This is a genomic window from Mesorhizobium sp. M0830, assembly GCF_040319965.1.
GTDB lineage: Bacteria > Pseudomonadota > Alphaproteobacteria > Rhizobiales > Rhizobiaceae > Mesorhizobium.
In genome coordinates, this window is record NZ_JAMYOR010000088.1 from 1 (window position 1) to 20,558 (window position 20,558).

The following is a 20,558-nucleotide window of genomic DNA, read 5'->3' on the forward strand; positions in this document are numbered from 1 at the left end:
ATCCTCGGCGAGGTCACGTCAACCGAATGCCGAAATTACTTCACCGAGGCTGGCTATGCCCAACCTAAATTCATCCCGCTCTAGGCGTCTGCCTCGCGCCATATCCGGACCTTGCCGGTGATGCCGTGAATGTTAAGTCTCGGCTCCGATGCGGACGTTCCGCCGGAGTTCGAAGACTGAGAGCGACCGTTCTGCCAATGAGTGGCGTCCCACATCCCACTCCTTGCGTCCATTGGGAGGGGTCGTTGTGGACCAAGCCCTACTGCCCGGGCTTGTGACAAAGCCGATCCAGCGCGTCTCGAAGTGCAGTGGCGGCATCGCCACGCTCGTCAGGGGACATCAGCTCCGGTTCAAGTTCCAGCCTGAAGTGCGGCAGCTCGGTTCGAACAGCACAACGAGCGGCCGCCAGATTGTCCTTCAGATCGATGACGCGGTAGGTGGCGACGGGATAGGCGATCCCCTTGACCTGGACGTGCCCCAACTCCTCACAGTCGATTGAGTCCTTCACTTGCGCAAACGTCTCGTAGGAAATGAGGATGGCCCCCGGCGGCGCCTCCTGCTCCAGGCGCGAGGCGAGATTCACGGCGCCGCCGATTATCGTGTAGTCCATCCGGTCCTCGCTGCCGAAGTTACCGACGGTGCAGTAGTCGGTATGGATGCCGATGCGACAGCGCAGCGGTGTTTCGATCCCCATGTCCCGCCAGACTTCGGCAAGCTCGATAATCCGCTTTTGCATTGCAAGTGCCATCTGCGCGCAAGCCAGCGCGTCCTCCTTGACGCCGCGAGTCTCGGGATCGCCGAAAAACATCAGGATCGCGTCGCCGACATATTTGTCGATTGTCGCGCCGTGATCCGAAGCAATTTTCGACATTTCCGTCAGATAGTGATTGAGGAGTTGGGTGAGATCCTCGGATTCCATTTTGTCAGTGGTCTCGGTAAAGCCGGCGATATCGGAGAAGCAGATTGTCAGTTTCTTCCGCTGGCTGGCGATCCTGACCTCCTGGCGGCCGGTGAATATCGAGCGATACACTTGGGGCGCCAGGTACTTCGCCAGCTTGCTGGAAAGCGCCTCCAGAACCACGGATTTCTCGGCGAGGTTCTCCTCCCTTTGCTTCAGCTCAGTGATGTCCGAATAGACGGCGACCGTGCCGCCGGCGCTGATCCGCCGCTCGCTGATCATGACCCATCGCCCGTCGCCTCGCCGCTGCACCCAAGGTTCGCCAGGGTTGCGGTGCCGCGAGAGGCGCTCGGCGACCCACTCCTCGACCCGCCCCTCGGCGTCCCTGATGTAGCCGCGCTCAGCGGACCGGCGAATGATTTGCTCGAATGTCGTGCCGGGCGTCAGTTCGGTCTCCAGACCGGTGTAGAGCAATTCGCGGTAGCGGCTGTTGCTGAGGACGAGCCGGTCCTCCCAGTCGTACAGAGCGAATCCTTCGGAGATGCTTTCGATGGCATCGATGAGCCGCTGACGAGCTTCCGCAACGTCGCGCAGATTCTTTTCCTCGATCTCGACAGCAGTATCCCGGAAGAGTCTCAGCGCTTCGGCCATGCGCCCGATTTCGTCGCTGCCAGCTGCGGGCAGCGGCGCACGAAGGTTGCCCCCCGCAATCGCGAGCATGCCCTGGCTCACGGCCCCCAGTCGGGCAAGGAGGCTGCGGTCGACATAGAGCCAGACAACCAGAACCGAACTCAGGAGGCTGAGGAAGGCGGAGCCGAGCACAACCGCGGTGCCGTAGCGCTGGACGAGCGCGGCTTCGCGACCGGACGCAGCGATCTCCTGGTCTGCCGTGGCGACCAGGCGATCGACGCCAGCGGTGAGATTGCGCGACAGTCGATTGTTCTCGGCCAGAAGCCTTTCGCCCTGTGCCAGGACAGCAAACTCGTCCTCCCGCGCCTTGGGGATGCTGTCCTCGCCGTCGGTCAAACCCTTGAATTCGTCGACACGCTGCCGGAAGCGGATCCGCAGCTTTTCGTCGATCTCCGTGGCAACCTTTTCAAGAGCAGTGAGCGAACGGCGTAGCGGAAAAAGGATCAACGCCAGGTCGCCCGGCGTCGGCGCGTTCGCGACCTTCACCAGCGCGTCGTTGACCGCCGAGATCTCCAGCTGCGCCTTCTGCTGGGGGATGTAGGCCGCAATCGCCTGGACCAGGTCGGCCATCGCCGCTGCGCGTCGATCAGGCGACAGCGACGTGTCGGCCGCGACCGCCCGCCATTGCGGGAGCCTGGAATCCATCACTAGGATGCCGGTGGCGACAAGGCGCTGGCTGCCGGTCGTCGTCGCGGCGAGGCGGTTCAGGAGTTCCTCCTTACGGGCTACCACGTCGAGCCGGGCGACAACAAGAGAGTCGAGCTCCTTCAGGTTGCGCCTCAGAACAATCGCGGCTTCCTCGATCTCGGCCAAAGGCACTGTGCCCGACGTGGCATCCCGGAGGTCCGTGCGCAGGGCCTCGAGGCGGGACATCTCGAGCGCGACGGCAGCCAAGACCTCGCTGTGCTGAGCCCTGCTTGTCGCTGCCAGCACCGATGGCGCGGCAGCAGCGACCCGTTCGGCCTGGCGCGACAGCTGGAGGGAGGCGAGCGCCGACGGCACTCGATCCGTGGTAATTCGGTCGACGACGTCGCCAACCTGGAGGAAGGCATAAAGCGCCGCAGCGGTTGCTAGCACCGCAAGGGCGCTGATCCCGAAAAAGGCGAGCAACAGCCGGCCGCGTATGCCGAGGCGTTCAAGCATCTCGGCGAGTCGGAACAGTCCGGCCACACTGGTCTTCATCAGACTAGACGTCTCAGCCGGCGCGCCGGCGATCAGCGAATCCTATTCAACCGGCACGTACTCTCCGCCGCGCCAGACGTACCAAACCCAGCTCTGCTTCGTGAGGTCGCCCTTGTCGTCGAAATCGACCCGGCCGATGACGGTGTCGAATTCCTGTTCGTGCAGTGCCGCAATGACGGCCTTCGGCTCCAGCGAACCTGCCTTCGAGACGGCCTGGGCCCAGACCTGGACCGCGCAGTAGCTCAACAGCGTGTAGCCCGCGGGTTCGAAGTTCTCCGCACGGAACTGCTCAACGACCGCGGCCGCTTCGGAGCTTCGCCTCGGGTCCGCCGGGAACGTGAAGAGGGTCCCCTCCGCCGCGGGGCCGGCGATCAGGGCAAATTCCTCGGTCGCCAAAGCATCTCCGGATATGAGCTGAAGCGTATAGCCACTGTCGTGTGCAGCGCGAGCAATCAGCGCAACCTCGGCATGATACCCACCCACATACAAGGCCGAGACGCCGGCGGTCTGCAACGCAGCGACCTCGGCCGAATAGTCGTCCTTCCCGGGAATGTATGCGTCGTAAACGGCCTCAGTCACGCCCCGCTTGTTCAGCTGCTTCCTGGTCTCGTCGGCGAGACCCTTCCCATAGGTCGAGTTGTCGTGGAGGATCGCAATCTTCTTGTTGCCCCAGCGATCGGCAAGGTAGTTGCCGGCGATGAAACCTTGCGCGTCGTCGCGGCCAATGGTGCGAAAGACATTGGCACGGCCCTGTTCGGTCAGCTGCGGATTGGTCGAGCCTGGGGATATCTCAACGACGCCCGCCTCCTCGTACACTTTTGATGCGGGGATCGAGGCCCCGGAGCAATAATGCCCGACGACGAGCACGACCCCGTCAGCCACCAGCTTCTTGGCGGCCGCCACAGCTTGCTCGGGATCGCAAAAGTCGTCGACCGAGATGAGCCTCACCTTCTGGCCGAGCACGCCGCCCGCCGTGTTGACGTCGGCCACTGCCATCTCCGCGCCGCGCTGTCCCTGCTCGCCGATCCAAGCGAGCCGTCCCGTCATCGCAGCCGAGACGCCGATCAGCACCTCCGCCCGCGCGGAGCTGAACACGGCCGCGAGAACTAAGATCGCTATGGCGATGATGCGGTGCATGTGTGCACCCCCTTAGCTGTAGCTTACGCCAATCCCGTCAGAGCCGACAGCCCCTTCGGCAAGCGCGACTGTCTCCGGCTGCTATTGCAGCGCACATCTAATTTGGCGAAGCAATCATACACTGGAATGGCGTGTCGTAACTTCGTTCGCTGAGGTCGGAATCGCGCGCCAAATCCGGATGTTACCACTGACCGGAGTGAGCGTCGTGATTGGGTCAACTTGCGTCGTCCAGGCTCTCGGCGTCAAATGGCCGAGAGGGCCGGGACTCGATCGTTCAGAATGATTGGGTTTTGACCCTAGGCCGCGGACTCTATTTTCGTTTTCTTATTTGACCATGATCTTTTCCGAAGCCGAGGTCGGCGAAGCAAAAAATCGGTATCCACTTTTCGCTGATGCGACCCTTCGGTTCGGAGACCGGAGCTACTCAGCCGCTACCCCCTTCACTTCCAGATAGCTCTCCATCGAATCGTCCAGCGCGTGCAGCCAGGGCGTATGGTGCAGCGGCGCCATGGTGCCGGTCATCAGCGAGCGGTAGGCGTGGTCGCGGAAGCTCATAATGTCTTCGCCCTTGTGGTGCTCCCACTCCATGAAGGTCTGGTTGACCGCCTCGACATCGAAACCGGGATAGTCGGTCTGATCCATCAATTCCTTGGTGTAGTCGCCCTGGAACCAGATCATCTGCTCGGCGTCTTCGAGCGTTTCCTCACGCGCCCGCCACTTCGCGCCGTGCGCGGCCATCGCCTCGGCCGACGGCAGTTTGATGCGGCCCATGATAACGTCGCGGGCGAACCAGGCCTGCGCGTCGAACATGTTGAAGGTGTAGAACTGGTCCTGCATGCCGATATAGGAGAGCTGCGGGTTCTTCTCCCAGACGACGCCTTCATAGAGATCGAGCGGCCACATGCGATTGGCGGTCTTGAGCTTCAAATCGTCGGTCAGGAACGGGAAGGAATGCAGGTAGCCGGTGCACAGGATGATGGCATCGACATCCCTGGTGGTGCCGTCCTTGAAATGCGCCGTCTTGCCGACAACCCTCTGCAGCAGCGGCACCTCTTTCCAATTCTCCGGCCATTTGAAGCCCATCGGCTTCGAGCGGTAGCTGGAGGTGATCGATTTGGCGCCGTACTTGTAACATTGCGAACCGATGTCCTCAGCCGAATAGGAGCGGCCGATGATCAGGATGTCCTTGCCCTTGAACTCCATCGCGTCGCGGAAATCATGGCTGTGCAGGATGCGGCCGTTGAAGGTGGAGAAACCCTCGAAATAGGGCACGTTGGGCACCGAGAAATGCCCGGAAGCGACGACGACATTGTCGAACTCTTCCGAATAGGTGACGTCATTGGTGCGGTCATGCGCGGTGACGGTGAACTTCTTCGTCTCGTCCGAAAACGTCACCATGCGCACCGGGCTGTTGAAGCGCACCCATTTGCGCAGGCCCGACTTCTCGACACGGCCCTTGATGTAATCCCACAGCACGGCGCGCGGCGGATAGGAGCCGATCGGCCGGCCAAAGTGCTCCTCGAAAGTGTAGTCGGCGAATTCCAGGCATTCCTTCGGGCCGTTGGACCATAGGTAGCGGTACATCGAGCCATGCACAGGATCGCCGTGCTCGTCGAGGCCGGTGCGCCAGGTGTAATTCCATAGGCCGCCCCAGTCCGACTGCTTTTCGAAGCAGACGATCTCGGGGATGTCGGCGCCCTTGTCGGCCGCCGACTTGAAGGCCCTGAGCTGTGCCAGGCCGGATGGACCGGCTCCGATGACGGCAACGCGACTTTTCATGGCAGGCCTCCCGATCTGATTTCGGCTTTTGTCTTGACGCAATCCCCAAGGGAAAGCGCAACCGGCTTTTCCCGGGAAAACCGCTTTACGCTCTTGGTGGAATTGCTCTTACGAAACAAATTTCACTCACAGGACAATAATTGGCCCTTTCGTGCTGTCAACCGGCCGGTGCTGAAACAAGGTTGCACCGTGATGGATTTCCGGAAAAAACTGGTGCGGCCAAACGCGGGATCACGCGCATGCGCCTTCAGGCGACTTGCCGTCGCAGTTGCGCTGCTGTATCGGCAGCTGACATGTTCACCTAGAGTGAAATAAATCCCAGGAGTGCCGGGGCGACATGGCGAAGACAGTTTCCGATTCCAAGGCTGGTCCAGTGGCCGTGAAGGCCAAGCCGCTGCCAAAGGTCTCGGCCGACGGGAAAACCATCCGCGCGCCGCTGACGCAGAACCCGCACGCCATTCGCGACACCCGCGAAAAAGTGCTGGAGGTCGCGATCGGCCGCGAGGTGCGCGCCTTCCGCAAGAAGCTCGGCATCACCGTCGCAGACCTCGCGGTCGCCACCGACATTTCGCTGGGCATGCTGTCGAAAATCGAGAACGGCATCACCTCGCCGTCGCTGACCACTTTGCAGGCACTGTCGCGGGCGCTGGGCGTTCCGGTGACCGCCTTCTTCCGCCGCTTCGAGGAAGAGCGCAGTGCCGTCTTCGTCAAGGCGGGCGAGGGCCTCGATGTCGAGCGCCGCGGTACGCGAGCCGGCCACCAGTACAATCTGCTCGGTCATATCGGTTCCAACACCAGCGGCGTCGTCGTCGAACCCTATCTGATCACGCTGACGGAGGATTCGGATGTGTTCCCGACCTTCCAGCACGAAGGCATGGAGTTCCTCTACATGCTCGAGGGCGAGGTCGTTTACCGGCACGGCAGCAACCTCTACCCGATGAAGCCCGGCGACAGCCTGTTCTTCGACGCGGATGCGCCGCACGGGCCGGAGCAGCTGACCAAATTGCCGATGCGCTATCTCTCGATCATCTGCTATCCGCAGAGTGCGGGCTAGGTTAGCCGATCTCCCCCCTCGTGGGGGAGATGTCCGGCAGGACAGAGGGGGGCGCTGTCCCGCCAACTTATCAATCATCACAGCTGCAACCTCGGGGTTGTTGGTGATCTTCGCCGAGGGTGGGTAAGGTTTGCGTTCCTTCGCGCCCCCCTCTGCCCTGCCGGGCATCTCCCACACGAGGGGGGAGATCGGCAGATTTGCGGGCGGCAGCTTCAATCCGGGCCGAACCCCGGCGACGTCGCACTCCCATCATCCAGCTTCGACAACCACTCGACCAACGCCGGGCGGTATCGCGTCAAGCCTTTGTAGTTGGCAAGCTCGTCAGGAAGATCGCGGATGACGCGGTGCAGGCGCCGTGCCCATTTCGGCTGCGTCACCAGTTCGTCCATCTTGATCAGGTAGCAGCGGATCGGAAAGACGATGCCGTTCGAGCGCGGCAGGCGCCAGAAGCTCTGCAGTTCGACGCGCAGATGCACCTTGTCGCCGACATTTTCGGGCGTCACCGTCGTCCGGTCCGGACCCCACTTGTGATAGTTCTCAGGGCTTGTATCGAGGCGTGGATTGATGGTCATCGTCCAGTTCAGGCGCCGCGCCGGCTTGCCTTGCTGGATGTTGGTGAGGAATTTCAGCGCCCTGACGAAAATCCCCTTCTCATGCGCCAGCGGCACCGGCGCGTGCCATTCGAAGAAATTCATGCCGATGTCGAAATCGAGCGACCAGTCGGCCTGGGTGGTGACCATGCCGGCATCCATCCACAGATTGCCGTCGCGCTGGTCGAGGATACAGAAATCGCCCTGGCTCTGCCGGGTGATGTACTCCATCGGTCCGTAAGGCAGCGTCGAGGTGTCGCCGAAAGTGAAGGTGTCGTCGATGCCGAGCGGCCGGTTGATCCAGCGCCAGCGGTCGCCGTCACGGGTCAGCGTGAAGTGCTCGGGATAGCCAAGTGCCTGCTGCTCCATCAAAAGCTCGAGTAGGTCCCAGCCGGCCAGCGTCATGTGCGGCAGCGACTGGCAGCGCAGCGGATCCTCGGCCAACACCAAGGCACGGTCCTGCATCTCGGCGACATAGTGCTCGTCGACGTCGATCAGGTTTTCCAGCACGCTGCCCTTCGGCCCGACGACATGCGGCTCGATGTTGACCGCATACATGTAGGCGTCTTCGTGGAACGGGAACGGAAACCGCCTTATGTGCTCCGGGCTGTTCCTGAAGGTGAAATCGTCGCGGAACGTTTCCTTGCGAAAGGTGATGCCCATGATTTTCTCCTAGCGCTCCAGGACCAGCGACCGGCCCTCGAAGCGCGACACGCACGGCATGATCTTCTTGCCTGAACGGTGCTCTTCCTCGCCCAGCCAGTGGTCGTTGTGGATGAACCTGCCGTCCGAAGAGATGACGTTGGTTTCGCACTGGCCGCAGACGCCGCCGCGGCAGAGATAGGGCGGATCGACGCCGGCCGCCTCGATCGCCTCGAGAAGGCTCTGCTGCTCGTCGACACGGATCGTCTTGGCGCTGACGGCAAGCGTCACGTCGAACGGCAGCCCGGGCTGGGGGGCCGCGAAATGCTCGAAATGCACGGTCTCCGGCGGCCAGCCGAGGCTTGCCGCGCGGTCACGCACCCAATTGATCATGCCGGCCGGGCCGCAGACATAGAGATGCGTGCCGAGCGGCTGCGTCGACAGCAAGCGGTCGAGCTCGATGCGTTCCTCGCGATCGTCGTGATAGAGCCTGATGCGACGGCCGTAGCGCTCGCGCAGCACATCGGCATAGGTGCCGAGCGATGCGGTGCGGCAGGTGTAGTGCAGTTCGAAATTGCCGCCTTCGGCCGCCAGTTGCGCGGTCTGCGCCATGAACGGCGTGATGCCGATGCCGCCGGCCAGCATCAGGTGCTTCTTGGCGCGCAGGTCGAGCGAGAACAGATTGACGGGATAGCTGACCACCATCTCCATGCCGGGCTTGACGCTCCGGTGCATGAACAGCGAGCCACCGCGGCCGACATCATCACGGCGCACCGAGATCGTATATTCGCGCGTGTCGAGCGGCGAGCCCATCAGTGAATAAGGATTGAGCCTGGTGCGCTCGCCATCGCGCATCTCGACCACGACATGGGCGCCGCCGGAAAAGGTCGGCAAAAGCTCGCCGTCGCGGCGACGGAAATGGAAGCGGGTGACCAGGTCGTTGACCGGTACGACATCGCTGACCACGACATCGAGTTTTGTTGTTCCGGTGCTCATCGAAAAATCTCCTCCATCGGAGGAATCTCCGAGCGATCTTCCGCATTGATGCAGACGCCTTGGAAGGCGGCGATGCGCCTGGAATAGTGGTCGCGCACCAGGAGAAGCAGCCCGCAATGCGCGCAGGTCGCCGGCTGCGTCGTCACATTCTCGGTGATGCCCTTGCAGTGCACGCACTGCATGCGCCGCGCCCGCGAGCCGCGGTGCTCGGTCTGGATCGAGGTGTGGTCGATGCCGGCTTCAAGCGCCAGCTGCATCGCCTGGCCGATCAGGCCTTCGGTGCCGGCGAGATAGAGGCGCAGGCCCATATGCGCGTTGGCGAGTGTCTGCCTGAGCCGTGGCAGCAGGCTGGCGAAGGACGGAGCCTGATGAAACTGTGCCGGTTTCAGCGATTCGAGCGCGGCGATGTGTTTACCGTCAGAGCCAGGAATAAAGACGATTTCGGCCCCGTCGAAGAACCCGGCCGGCGCGCTGCCGGCCATGTCCCTTATCGCCAGCGCCCCTTCCGCATCCGCGATAAATAGATGATGCTTGCCCGGTTGCGGACCCAAGGTTCCGTAAACCGGCCGGCTGATGATGCTTTTGACTGCCATCTAACTCTTCGTGCCTCGAACCCCTCGCCGTTGACTATGCCTCAACCTTTCGCCGTGCGCTTGGCCTTCTTGGGATCATCGAAGGGAAGCGGCTGCGCAGTCGCCTTGATGGCACCGCTCTTGTTGCGGATTTCGAGCCTGGTGTCCTTGACCGCGCAATCGACGTCGAGCCGGGCGATGCCCATCGATTTCTCGACCAGCGGCGAATACATGGCGCAGGTCACCAAGCCGACCTTCTTTCCGTCGCGATAGACCGGCGCGCCTTCATCGGCGGGCTCCTTGCCGTCAAGCAGAACGCCATAGATCTTGAAGCGCTCCTTGCCCTTCAGGCGGTAGTGCTCCTCGGCGCCGCGAAAGCCCGTCTTGCCAGGGCTGACGGTGAAATCGAGGCCGAGTTCCCACAGTGTGTCGCCGGGGCCTTCATTGTCGAACGGATACTTTTGGGAATTGTCGTAAGGATAAAAGAGCAGGTAACTTTCGACGCGCAGCATGTCGAGCGTGGTGAAGCGGCATGGAATGATGCCGGCGCTCTTGCCTTCGTCGAGGATCCTGTCCCAGATCGTGCCGGCATCCTGGCCGCGGCAGAAGATCTCGTAGCCGCGCTCGCCGGTATAACCGGTGCGCGAGATCATCACCGGAAAGCCGAACAGCTGCGTCTGCATGTGGTGGAAATAGTTGAGATCGCGGATGCCCGGCACATGCTTGGCCAGATAGTCGACAGCGGTCGGGCCCTGCAGCGACAGATCGTGCAGATTGTCGTCGAAGCGCAGCGAGACGTCGCGTCCCACCGAAGCACGTTGCAATTCCTCATGGCCGGTGCCCGATCCGTGCACGACCATCCAGGCATTGGGGCCGGTGCGGTAGAGGATGCAGTCGTCGGTGAATTTTCCCGCCTCGTTCAGCATGCAGGCATAGGCCGACTTGCCGGGATAGATCTTTTCGACATCGCGCGTCGTCGCCAGGTCGATCAGGTGCGAGGCATGCGGCCCGGTGATGTGGACCTTCTTGAGGCCGGAGACGTCCATCAGGCCAGCCTTGGTGCGGATGGCGATATACTCCTCGTCGGCATCCTTGTCGTAGCTCCAGGCGGTTCCCATGCCGCTCCAGTCTTCGAGCTTCGAACCGAGCGCGCGATGGCGATCCGCCAGGGCCGAAAATCTCCAGGATGCCGTCATCCGCACGTCCTCCGCTTCGAAAAATCTTTTGCCGTTCCCCGCTCCCTGCGCAGCGGCGGGAGCTTTGGCCGAATATTGACCGCAAACGTCAGGTCGCCGCAATACCCATAAGCAATTAATTTCATTGTGAGGCAAAATCCGTCGCGCGAAGCAAACGGTTAACCCGGCGTAAATCGCGCTTGACAATTGCGGGATTCGGACGGAATTTATGAAAAAAATTTCACTCTCTTGAAAGAGGGCAGCGGGCGGCCAATTCGGGGTCGAACGTTGGGAAAAGGGGAAAACCGATGTCAGACATGCACCAGCGCATCGAAGCGCTGTACCGTTCCGACGTGCGCGGGTCCGCGCTCCTGATCGTGTGCCTGTGGGCGACGATCCTCTTCGTCCTCTTCATGACGTGGCCGTACGTCCCGAACACGGGGATCAAGGCGGTCGTCGCCGCCGCCGCCGCTGCCGTGCTGATCTTCAACACGGCCGCCATCCTGGCGATGGTCAAGCACTACAAGGAAGACAAGGAATTCATCTACGGGCTCGATATCAAGAACGCCGACGCGTTCCGCAACCGCAAGTCCTGAGGGGTAGAAGAGATGCCGCGCTACACGCCACCGGAGCAGAGCAAGGCCGGGCAGGTTTTCGACATCGCCGTCGTCGTGGTCGCCATTTTCGTGGCACTGTGGCTGCCGCTCAAGCTGGGCCTTGCCGGTGCGGCAAAATCGATCGACGCGCTCGACGCCAAGACGTGGGAAGCGCTTGGCCAGAACCCGACCATGGCCTCGATCTGGGAAAAGCTCGGCTACACGCCCGAGACGGCGCACGACATCATCCAGAACCGCTTCCACTATGTCATTGACTGGCCGACGCTGATCATCATGGCCGCGGTGCTGATCGGCTATTTCGTCTTCCTGTTTCGCGCGTCCGACCGCGAATATCGCGACGTCATCAACGAAAAATTCGACGACAAGTAAAAGCTTCGACGACAAAATTGGGGCACGCACCATGTGGACGGTACTCTCTTACGCATGCTGGGGCATCTCGATCGTGCTTGCCCTGTGGATGCTCTACGACTGGTTCAAGGTCGACACGACCTTCTCCGAAGAGGTGCTGACCTCGTCGCGCGAAGGTGAACTGGAAGCCGTTTCCGAAAAACACCGGATCTGAGTGGGGATTGAACAATGACGGTTATACTTGAACCGGCAATCCACGGAGACAGGGTTTCCCTGCTGCGCGTGCTTGGCCCGGCCCATGTCTGGGCGCTTGGCGTCGGCATCGTTCTCGTCGGCGAATTCACAGGCTGGAATTTTGCCGCCGACAAGGGCGGCGCGCTGGCCGCGCTGATCGTCTGCTGGGTTGTCGGATTGCTCTACACCTCGGTCGCGATGATAGATTCCGAGGTGACATCGACCGTCGCCGCCGCCGGCGGCCAATATGCGCAGGCCAAGCACATCGTCGGACCGCTGATGGCGTTCAATGTCGCGCTGTTCCTGGTCTTTGCCTACACCATGCTCGAAGTGTCCGACGCCATCCTGCTTGGCGACACCATCGTCGCCAAGGCGGGGGTCGAAGGCCTGACCCACAATTCCTTCATCGCCGCGACCATCGTCGTGCTGGCATGGCTGAACTATCGTGGCGTGCTGATGACGCTCAACGTCAACTTCGTCATCACCGCAATCGCCTATATCTCGATCGTCATCCTGTTCTTCTCGGTCAGCCCGTGGACGCAAGGCGCCGTGCTGAAGCTCAACGAACTGGTTACCCCCGGCAACGCCCTGCCCTATGGCTGGATCGGCGTCATCGCCGCCTTCCAGTTCGGAATCTGGTATTATCTCGGCATCGAGGGCACCACGCAGGCCGCCGAAGAAGTGCGCTCGCCGGCCCGCTCGCTGCCTTACGGCACTATGGCCGGCATGATCACGCTTTTGATCGCCGCCGCCATGACCTGGTATGTCTGCGCCTCGATGATGCCCTGGGAATATCTGGGCATCACCTATTATCCGCTGTGGGACGCGGGCAAGCTGACCGGCAGTCCGCTGCTCGAGAACCTGCTGTTCGTCGCCACGCTGCTTGCCGCGCTGGCTTCGGCCAATGGCTGCATCAACGACGCCGCGCGCGCCTGGTTCTCGCTCGGCCGTGACCGCTATCTGCCGACCTGGTTCTCGGCCGTGCATCCGAAATATCGCACGCCCTACCGCTCGATCCTGTTCCTGCTGCCGATCGCGCTGGCCTTCGCCTTCATCGCCGACCTCAATCAGGCGATCACCTTCTCGATCCTGTCAGGCGTGCTGCAATACACGTTCATGAGCATCAACATCGTCATGTTCCGCAAGAAGTGGCCGCTGGGCTCCATACGCCGCGGCTACACGCACCCGTTCCATCCGATCCCGGCCGTCGTTCTGTTTTGCCTGTGCGTGGTGACTTTCTTCGCCATTTTCCTCGGCTTCGGTTCGCAGCTGATCGCCATGGTCGCCTTCTACTTCCTGATCTCGCTGTGGTTCCATTTCTACCGGTACAGATTCGTGCGGCGCGGCGACCAGTTCACCATGCCGTGGCCGAAGCCGCAGGGGTATTGATGGGAGTAGGCCCGTCCGGACTCCGGGCGGGCCTGGCATGAGAAAATGTCCGAGGTGACATCAGCACTGCTTGCCGGGGCCATTGTCCTGGCTCTCGTCCTCCACCTTGCCTGGCTGGCGCGCATCGGCCGCAACAGGGCCTCGGCTGCGCTCGCCGTCGAGCAGGGCCGCGTCCGCACAATCATCGCCGACGCAGCCATTGTCTCGGAGGGCACCGCCGGCGTCATCACCTGGCAAGGATCATGGAGAGGCCGGCGCGTGCAGGTACGCACCATCGTCGATACGCTGGCGACGCGGAAACTGCCGGCGCGCTGGCTCAGTGTTTCGGTCACCGAAGCGGTCGCCGTGCCAGCTACCTTCGACATGATGATGCGGCCGGGCTCGCCGACGACCTTCTCCAATTTCGATCACCTTGAGCATACTCTGCCGAAGGCCCCGGGATTTCCTGCCGAGGCGGTGCTGCGCACCGACCGCAGGGCGGCGCGCTTTCCCCAGGGCCTCATCGCCAGCCATATCGAGATCTTTGCCGAGGGGCGCGCCAAGGAACTGCTGATCACCCCGAACGGAGTGCGTATCGTCTGGCTGCTGGCCGAGGCCGAACGGGCACGCTACGGCGTTTTCCGGCAAGCCGAATTTGGCGGCACCACACTCGATCCAGCATTGATCGAAAGATTGCTGGTATCGGTATCGGCGCTGCGCGACGCCATCAACAAAACCGAACGGCAGGCCGCATGACCAGTTCCACCCCCTCACCAATCAATCCCTATCTGGTTCTCGGCGCCGCAATCGTGCTGCCGGCAAGCGGACATGTCATTCTCGGCGTGCCGGTGCGCGGCCTGCAGTTCCTCTTCTTCATGGTGATTCTGGCATGGGTCACGGCCAAGATCGCGCCGCCTGATGCCAGCTTCGTCGGCCGCCATGCCGGCGGCTTCCTGATCTATGCCCTGTCGATCCTCGACGCCTACAAGATCGCCCGCATCCGCACCGCCAAATGGGTTCACAATGCGCGGACGGGCAGCGACAATTCGCATGGCGGCATTACGCCACACACGTAACCAGAGGAAAATTTTTTTCATATCATTGAATTTCGTCAACGCATTCGATACACCATCTTATAGCTACAAACGTTGGGAGGCTGACATGTGTGGAATTGTCGGACTGTTTTTGAAGGACAAGGCGCTGGAACCCCACCTTGGGGCGATGCTGTCGCAGATGCTGATCTCGCTCAGCGATCGCGGTCCCGACAGCGCCGGCATCGCCATCTATGGCGCGCCTTCCAAGAATGAGGCCAAGATCACCATCCAGTCAGCCAAGCCGGAGCGCGATTTCCGCGGCCTCGAGGCGGAACTCGCCAGGGCCATCGGCACACCGGTGACGATCGCGGTGAAATCCACCCATGCGGTCGTCAGGACCACGCCTGCCAAGATCGACGAAGCGCGCGAAACCATCCAAGCGCTACGCCCCGACATCCGCATCATGGGCGCCGGCGACGTTGTCGAGATCTACAAGGAAGTCGGCCTGCCCGAGGCCGTCGTCGATCGCTTCGATGTTCGCAAGATGACCGGCACGCATGGCATCGGCCACACCCGCATGGCGACGGAATCGGCAGTGACGACGATGGGCGCGCATCCGTTCTCGACCGGCGCCGACCAGTGCCTGGTGCACAATGGTTCGCTGTCCAACCACAACAATGTCCGCCGCGAGCTGATCCGCGAAGGCATGACCTTCGAGACCGAGAATGACACCGAGGTCGCCGCCGCCTATCTCTCGTCGCAGATGGCGCATGGCAAGAATCTCGGCGAAGCGCTCGAAGGCACGCTCTCCGATCTCGACGGCTTCTTCACCTTCGTCGTCGGCACCAAGAACGGCTTCGGCGTGGTGCGCGACCCGATCGCCTGCAAGCCCGCCGTGATGGCCGAAACCGACCAGTATGTCGCGTTCGGCTCGGAATATCGCGCGCTGACCAAACTGCCCGGCATAGACAATGCGAGGGTCTGGGAACCCGAGCCCGCAACCGTCTATTTCTGGGAGCACTGAGTTCATGCCGGCAATAAACCTTTCAATGACGACGGCGCACGTGCCTCGGGTCTTCGATCTCGACCAGCTGTCGCTGCGCGAACTCAACCAGGCGCTTCACAATCTGGCTCCCGGCTCGAATGAAACGGCCTGGGAGGTGCTCCATCCGAAAGGCAGTCATTCGGTCGCCGTTGGCGTCGACCAGCCTGTCGCCATCGATGTGCGCGGCAGCGTCGGCTATTACTGCGGCGGCATGAATTCCGGCAGCACGATTACCGTGCATGGCTCGGCGGGTCCCGGCGTCGGCGAGAACATGATGTCGGGGTCGATCACCATCAAGGGTGACGCCAGCCAGTATGCCGGCGCCACCGGCAGGGGCGGCCTGCTGGTCATCGAGGGCAACGCCTCGTCGCGCTGCGGCATCTCGATGAAGGGGATCGACATCGTCGTTCACGGCAATATCGGCCACATGTCTGCGTTCATGGCGCAGTCCGGAAATCTGGTGGTGCTTGGCGACGCCGGCGACGCGCTGGGCGATTCCATCTACGAGGCGCGGCTGTTCGTGCGCGGCAAGGTCGACAGCCTCGGTGCCGACTGCATTGCCAAGGAGATGCGGACCGAGCATCTGGAATTGCTGCAGGGCCTGCTCGACCGCGCCGGCGTCACCGGCGTCAAGCCCTCGGAATTCAAGCGCTACGGCTCGGCGCGCACGCTCTACAATTTCAATATCGACAACGCCGACGCGTATTGAGGCAGCATGACCTACAGGAACCCGCCGACGACGCCGCGCAAATCCGCGACCTTCGACGACTATACGCTTTCCGAAATTCGCCGCGCCGCGGCGACCGGCATCTATGACATCCGTGGCGGCGGTGCCAAACGCAAGCTGCCGCACTTCGACGACCTCCTGTTCCTCGGCGCCTCGATCTCGCGTTACCCGCTCGAAGGCTATCGCGAACGCTGCGACACCAGCGTGGTGCTGGGTTCGCGTCATGCCAAGAAGCCGATAGAGCTGAAGATCCCGATCACCATCGCCGGCATGAGCTTTGGTTCGCTGTCGGGGCCCGCCAAGGAAGCACTTGGGCGCGGCGCGACACTGGCCGGCACCTCGACCACCACGGGCGATGGCGGCATGACCGAGGAAGAGCGCGGCCATTCCAAGCAACTGGTCTATCAATATCTGCCCTCCCGCTACGGCATGAACCCGCGCGATTTGCGCCGGGCCGATGCCATCGAGGTGGTCGTCGGCCAGGGCGCCAAGCCCGGCGGCGGCGGCATGCTGCTTGGCCAGAAGATCTCCGACCGCGTCGCCGAAATGCGCACGCTGCCGAAAGGCATCGACCAGCGCTCCGCCTCGCGCCACCCGGACTGGACCGGACCCGACGATCTCGAGATCAAGATCCTCGAACTGCGTGAAATCACCGACTGGGAGAAGCCGATTTACGTCAAGGTTGGCGGCGCGCGGCCTTATTACGACACTGCGCTTGCCGTGAAGGCCGGTGCCGATGTCGTCGTCGTCGACGGCATGCAGGGCGGCACCGCCGCGACCCAGGAAGTGTTCATCGAGAATGTCGGCCAGCCGACGCTTGCCTGCATCAGGCCGGCGGTGCAGGCGCTGCAGGATCTCGGCATGCACCGCAAGGTGCAGCTGATCGTCTCCGGCGGCATCCGCAACGGCGCCGATGTCGCCAAGGCGCTGGCGCTCGGCGTCGATGCGGTCTCGATCGGCACGGCTGCCCTTGTCGCGCTCGGCGACAACGATCCCCACTGGGAGGCGGAGTATAACGAACTCGGCACCACGGCCGGCGCCTATGACGACTGGCACGAGGGGCGCGACCCGGCCGGCATCACCACGCAGGACCCGGAACTGATGAAGCGGGTCGATCCCATCGCCGCCGGACGCCGGCTGGCGAACTACCTCAAGGTGATGACGCTCGAGGCTCAAACGATCGCCCGCGCGTGCGGCAAGAACAGCCTGCACAATCTCGAGCCCGAGGACCTCGTCGCGCTGACGATCGAGGCAGCCGCCATGGCCGGCGTGCCGCTGGCCGGCACCAACTGGACACCGGGGAAGAACGGCTTCTGATCAACGAAGGGCCGAAGCCCACATGCTCTGGGGCCAACAATCGACAAAAATGGGGAACTGCGGTGACACTTGATCTTGCTGAATTCGCAAGGGCGAAAAACGTCAAATACTTCATGATTTCCTACACCGACCTGTTCAGTGGCCAGCGTGCCAAGCTGGTGCCGGCGCAGGCGATCGCCGACATGCAGAAGGATGGCGCCGGCTTTGCCGGCTTCGCCACGTGGCTCGATCTGACGCCGGCGCATCCCGACATGCTGGCGGTGCCGGATCCGAATTCGGTCATTCAGCTGCCGTGGAAGCCTGAGGTCGCCTGGGTCGCAGCCAACTGCATCATGGACGACAAGGAGGTCGACCAGGCGCCGCGCAACACGCTGAAGCGGCTGATCGCGGAAGCCGCCAGTGATGGCATGCATGTCAAGACCGGCGTCGAGGCCGAGTTCTTCCTGATCTCACCGGACGGCAAGACGATCTCCGACGAATACGATACGGCGTCGAAACCTTGCTACGACCAGCAGGCGGTGATGCGCCGCTACGATGTCATCGCGGAAATCTGCGACCACATGCTGGCGCTCGGCTGGGGCGCCTACCAGAACGACCACGAGGATGCCAACGGCCAGTTCGAGATGAACTGGGCCTTCGACGACGCGCTGGCGACCGCCGACAAGCACTCGTTCTTCAAATTCATGGTCAAGTCGATCGCGGAAAAACATGGCCTTCGAGCGACCTTCATGCCCAAACCCTTCCAGGGACTGACCGGCAATGGCTGCCACGCCCATATCTCGGTGTGGGACAAGGCCGGCAAGACCAACGTCTTCGCCGACAATGCGATGGAACTCGGCCTGTCGGCGAAGGGCAGGAATTTCCTCGGCGGCATCATGAAGCATGCTTCGGCCCTGGCTGCGATCACCAACCCGACAGTCAATTCCTACAAGCGTATCAACGCGCCGCGCACCATTTCGGGCGCCACCTGGGCGCCGAACACGGTGACCTGGACCGGCAACAACCGCACCCACATGGTGCGCGTGCCCGGTCCCGGCCGCTTCGAACTGCGCCTGCCGGATGGTGCCGCCAACCCTTATCTGCTGCAGGCGGTCATCATCGCGGCCGGCCTCGACGGCATCCGCTCGAAAGCCGATCCGGGCAGGCGCTACGACATCGACATGTACCAGCACGGCCATACGGTGGAGGGCGCGCCGAAGCTGCCGCTCAACCTGCTCGATGCGTTGCGCGAGTTCGACAACGACAAATCGCTCAAGGCGGCGCTGGGTGAGGAATTCTCGTCGGCCTACCTAAAGCTGAAGCACCAGGAATGGAATTCCTATGCTTCGCACTTCACGCAATGGGAGCGCGACCACACGCTGGATATCTGACGACCCGGCGGGATGCGAGCGACCTCGGAATGAACGTATGAAATATTCGATCTTCTCGCTCGCCCGCGCCGCCCTGTCCGGCCACAAGAACTGGCAACGCACGTGGCGTGACGCCACGCCGAAGGACCATTACGACGTGGTGATCATCGGCGGCGGCGGCCACGGGCTGGCAACCGCCTGGTTCTTGGCCAGCGAGTACGGCATCAGAAACGTCGCCGTGCTCGAAAAAGGCTGGATCGGCTCCGGCAATGCCGGCCGCAACACCACCATCATCCGCTCCAATTACGGCCTGCCCGGCAACACCGGCTTCTACGAACTGTCGATGAAGCTGTGGGAGCGGATGGAGCAGGACCTCAACTACAACACGATGGTCAGCCAGCGCGGCGTCATCAACCTCTACCACTCCGACGCACAGCGCGACGCCTATGCACGGCGCGGCAACACGATGCGCATCAACGGCATCGACGCCGAACTGCTCGACCTCGCCGCCGTCAAGAAGATGATACCGTTCCTGAACTTCGACAATGCGCGCTTTCCCGTGCAAGGCGGGCTCCTGCAGCGGCGCGGTGGCACGGCGCGCCACGATGCCGTGGTCTGGGGCTATGCCCATGCGGCAAGCGCGCTCGGCGTCGACATCATCCAGAACTGCGAGGTGACGGGGTTCACCCGCGACGCCAACGGCAAGGTGACCGGCGTCGAGACGTCGCGCGGCAAGATCGGCGCCGGAAAGGTCGGCATGGCTGTTGCCGGCAGTTCCTCGCGCGTCGCGGCGATGGCCGGTTTGCGCCTGCCGATCGAAAGCCATGTGCTGCAGGCCTTCGTCTCCGAGGCGATCAAACCGCTCATCCCCGGCGTCATGACCTTCGGCGCCGGCCATTTCTATGTCAGCCAGTCAGACAAGGGCGGGCTGGTCTTCGGCGGCGACATAGACGGCTACAATTCCTATGCCCAGCGCGGCAACATGCCTGTGATGGAGGACGTCTGCGAGGGCGGCATGGCGCTGATGCCGATGATCGGCCGTGTGCGTCTTCTGCGCCAGTGGGGCGGCATCATGGACATGTCGATGGATGGCTCGCCGATCATCGACAAGAGCCCGGTCGAAGGGCTCTATATCAACGCCGGCTGGTGCTATGGCGGCTTCAAGGCGACGCCGGGCTCGGGCTTCGTGTTCGCCCACCTCTTGGCCCGCGACACACCGCACGAAGAGGCGGCGCGGTTCCGCCTCGACCGGTTCCGGACTGGTGCGATGATCGACGAAAAGGGCCAGGGCGCCCAACCGAACCTGCATTGAAGGCGGCCTAGAACAGCATGCGCATTGTCTGTCCCTTCTGCGGCGAACGTGAACTCGGCGAGTTCACCTATCTCGGCGATGCCAAGCCGGTGCGGCCCGAAGCCGGCGCCTCACAAGACGAGGTCTTCGACTATGTCTATCTGCGCGACAACGTCGCCGGGCAGACCAGCGAATACTGGTACCATGGCAGCGGCTGCCGGGCTTGGCTGAAGGTCACCCGCAACACGCTGACGCATGAGATTTCGGCGGTGGAGCCGGCGGCCGGGGCTGGGGCGAGGCAGGTCGCGAAATGAGTTTTCCTGTCGAGACCATAGCCGTCGCGAAAAGCGCCAGCCCTCCACCTCCCACTTGTGGGGAGGTTGGACCGCAGGTCCGGGTGGGGGTCGGCGCCGCGGGGCCCCCCCCCCCCCCCGCACCCCCCCCCCCCCCCCACCGCCGGCGGGTGGAGGCCCGCCCCCGCGCCCAGCGAATCAAACAAAAAAACAACACCCA

Annotated in this window: 20 protein-coding genes; 13 read left to right on the forward strand and 7 right to left on the reverse strand. The window is 62.5% G+C overall.

The features are described from left to right. Window positions 1-259: 259 nt before the first annotated feature. The 3 genes from NKI20_RS31055 to NKI20_RS31065 form a co-directional block, all read right to left on the reverse strand. On the reverse strand, window positions 260-2,731 hold the full coding sequence (locus tag NKI20_RS31055; RefSeq protein ID WP_352837708.1) for an adenylate/guanylate cyclase domain-containing protein: 2,472 nt from the start codon (window positions 2,729-2,731) through the stop codon (window positions 260-262). Window positions 2,732-2,812: 81 nt separating this feature from the next. Continuing rightward, window positions 2,813-3,907: a branched-chain amino acid ABC transporter substrate-binding protein gene (locus NKI20_RS31060; RefSeq protein ID WP_023759023.1), complete on the reverse strand. Its 1,095-nt coding sequence runs from the start codon at window positions 3,905-3,907 to the stop codon at window positions 2,813-2,815. 420 nt (window positions 3,908-4,327) lie between these two features. Then, window positions 4,328-5,686, reverse strand: a complete 1,359-nt coding sequence (locus NKI20_RS31065) for a trimethylamine monooxygenase (RefSeq protein WP_352837687.1) — start codon at window positions 5,684-5,686, stop codon at window positions 4,328-4,330. A 337-nt stretch (window positions 5,687-6,023) separates the two neighbouring features. On the opposite strand from NKI20_RS31065, the gene NKI20_RS31070 reads away from it, so the two are divergent. Beyond that, window positions 6,024-6,740 carry a helix-turn-helix domain-containing protein gene (locus tag NKI20_RS31070; protein ID WP_352729193.1) on the forward strand — a complete coding sequence of 239 codons (717 nt, stop codon included), beginning with the start codon at window positions 6,024-6,026 and terminating at the stop codon, window positions 6,738-6,740. 212 nt (window positions 6,741-6,952) lie between these two features. Here NKI20_RS31070 and NKI20_RS31075 read toward each other — a convergent pair whose 3' ends face one another. Genes NKI20_RS31075 through NKI20_RS31090 form a run of 4 tightly spaced genes read right to left on the reverse strand, consistent with a single transcriptional unit; the run spans window position 6,953 to window position 10,736 of the window. Next, complete coding sequence (locus tag NKI20_RS31075; RefSeq protein ID WP_352837689.1) at window positions 6,953-7,993, reverse strand: heme-dependent oxidative N-demethylase family protein; 1,041 nt, start codon at window positions 7,991-7,993, stop codon at window positions 6,953-6,955. 9 nt (window positions 7,994-8,002) lie between these two features. Then, window positions 8,003-8,968 (reverse strand): PDR/VanB family oxidoreductase, encoded by a 966-nt coding sequence (locus NKI20_RS31080; protein ID WP_352837691.1) that lies wholly within the window; start codon window positions 8,966-8,968, stop codon window positions 8,003-8,005. Next, entirely contained in the window at window positions 8,965-9,561 is a 597-nt protein-coding gene (locus NKI20_RS31085; RefSeq protein ID WP_352600468.1) for a dimethylamine monooxygenase subunit DmmA family protein, read from the reverse strand. Before NKI20_RS31085 ends, NKI20_RS31080 begins: the two co-directional genes overlap by 4 nt. A 41-nt stretch (window positions 9,562-9,602) precedes the next feature. Then, window positions 9,603-10,736 carry an aminomethyl transferase family protein gene (locus NKI20_RS31090; RefSeq protein ID WP_352837693.1) on the reverse strand — a complete coding sequence of 378 codons (1,134 nt, stop codon included), beginning with the start codon at window positions 10,734-10,736 and terminating at the stop codon, window positions 9,603-9,605. A gap of 287 nt (window positions 10,737-11,023) precedes the next feature. Between NKI20_RS31090 and NKI20_RS31095 the strand changes: the two genes are divergently transcribed. The 12 genes from NKI20_RS31095 to NKI20_RS31150 all read left to right on the forward strand — a co-directional run bounded on the left by NKI20_RS31095 (window position 11,024) and on the right by NKI20_RS31150 (window position 20,359). Further along, window positions 11,024-11,311 carry a hypothetical protein gene (locus NKI20_RS31095; protein ID WP_352837695.1) on the forward strand — a complete coding sequence of 96 codons (288 nt, stop codon included), beginning with the start codon at window positions 11,024-11,026 and terminating at the stop codon, window positions 11,309-11,311. Between the two features lie 12 nt (window positions 11,312-11,323). Then, window positions 11,324-11,701, forward strand: a complete 378-nt coding sequence (locus NKI20_RS31100; RefSeq protein ID WP_023759015.1) for a hypothetical protein — start codon at window positions 11,324-11,326, stop codon at window positions 11,699-11,701. Between the two features lie 31 nt (window positions 11,702-11,732). Beyond that, window positions 11,733-11,894, forward strand: coding sequence for a hypothetical protein (locus NKI20_RS31105; RefSeq protein ID WP_023759014.1), 162 nt, complete (start codon window positions 11,733-11,735; stop codon window positions 11,892-11,894). Between the two features lie 14 nt (window positions 11,895-11,908). Continuing rightward, a complete protein-coding gene (locus tag NKI20_RS31110) occupies window positions 11,909-13,303 on the forward strand; it encodes an APC family permease (protein WP_352837698.1) in 1,395 nt (464 codons plus the stop codon). A 45-nt stretch (window positions 13,304-13,348) separates the two neighbouring features. Then, a complete protein-coding gene (locus tag NKI20_RS31115) occupies window positions 13,349-14,038 on the forward strand; it encodes a hypothetical protein (protein WP_352729205.1) in 690 nt (229 codons plus the stop codon). Then, window positions 14,035-14,358, forward strand: a complete 324-nt coding sequence (locus tag NKI20_RS31120) for a hypothetical protein (RefSeq protein WP_352729207.1) — start codon at window positions 14,035-14,037, stop codon at window positions 14,356-14,358. The genes NKI20_RS31115 and NKI20_RS31120 overlap by 4 nt, the downstream gene beginning before the upstream one ends. Before the next feature lie 85 nt (window positions 14,359-14,443). After that, entirely contained in the window at window positions 14,444-15,340 is an 897-nt protein-coding gene (locus NKI20_RS31125) for a class II glutamine amidotransferase (protein WP_352837700.1), read from the forward strand. 4 nt (window positions 15,341-15,344) lie between these two features. Beyond that, entirely contained in the window at window positions 15,345-16,070 is a 726-nt protein-coding gene (locus NKI20_RS31130) for a GltB/FmdC/FwdC-like GXGXG domain-containing protein (RefSeq protein WP_352729209.1), read from the forward strand. Window positions 16,071-16,076: 6 nt separating this feature from the next. Continuing rightward, a complete protein-coding gene (locus tag NKI20_RS31135; RefSeq protein ID WP_352837702.1) occupies window positions 16,077-17,405 on the forward strand; it encodes an FMN-binding glutamate synthase family protein in 1,329 nt (442 codons plus the stop codon). Window positions 17,406-17,467: 62 nt separating this feature from the next. Continuing rightward, complete coding sequence (gene glnT / locus NKI20_RS31140) at window positions 17,468-18,775, forward strand: type III glutamate--ammonia ligase (RefSeq protein WP_352600485.1); 1,308 nt, start codon at window positions 17,468-17,470, stop codon at window positions 18,773-18,775. Between the two features lie 37 nt (window positions 18,776-18,812). Then, window positions 18,813-20,066: a sarcosine oxidase subunit beta family protein gene (locus NKI20_RS31145; protein ID WP_352837704.1), complete on the forward strand. Its 1,254-nt coding sequence runs from the start codon at window positions 18,813-18,815 to the stop codon at window positions 20,064-20,066. Between the two features lie 17 nt (window positions 20,067-20,083). Continuing rightward, window positions 20,084-20,359: a sarcosine oxidase subunit delta gene (locus NKI20_RS31150; protein ID WP_352837706.1), complete on the forward strand. Its 276-nt coding sequence runs from the start codon at window positions 20,084-20,086 to the stop codon at window positions 20,357-20,359. The last annotated feature ends 199 nt before the right edge of the window (window positions 20,360-20,558 follow it).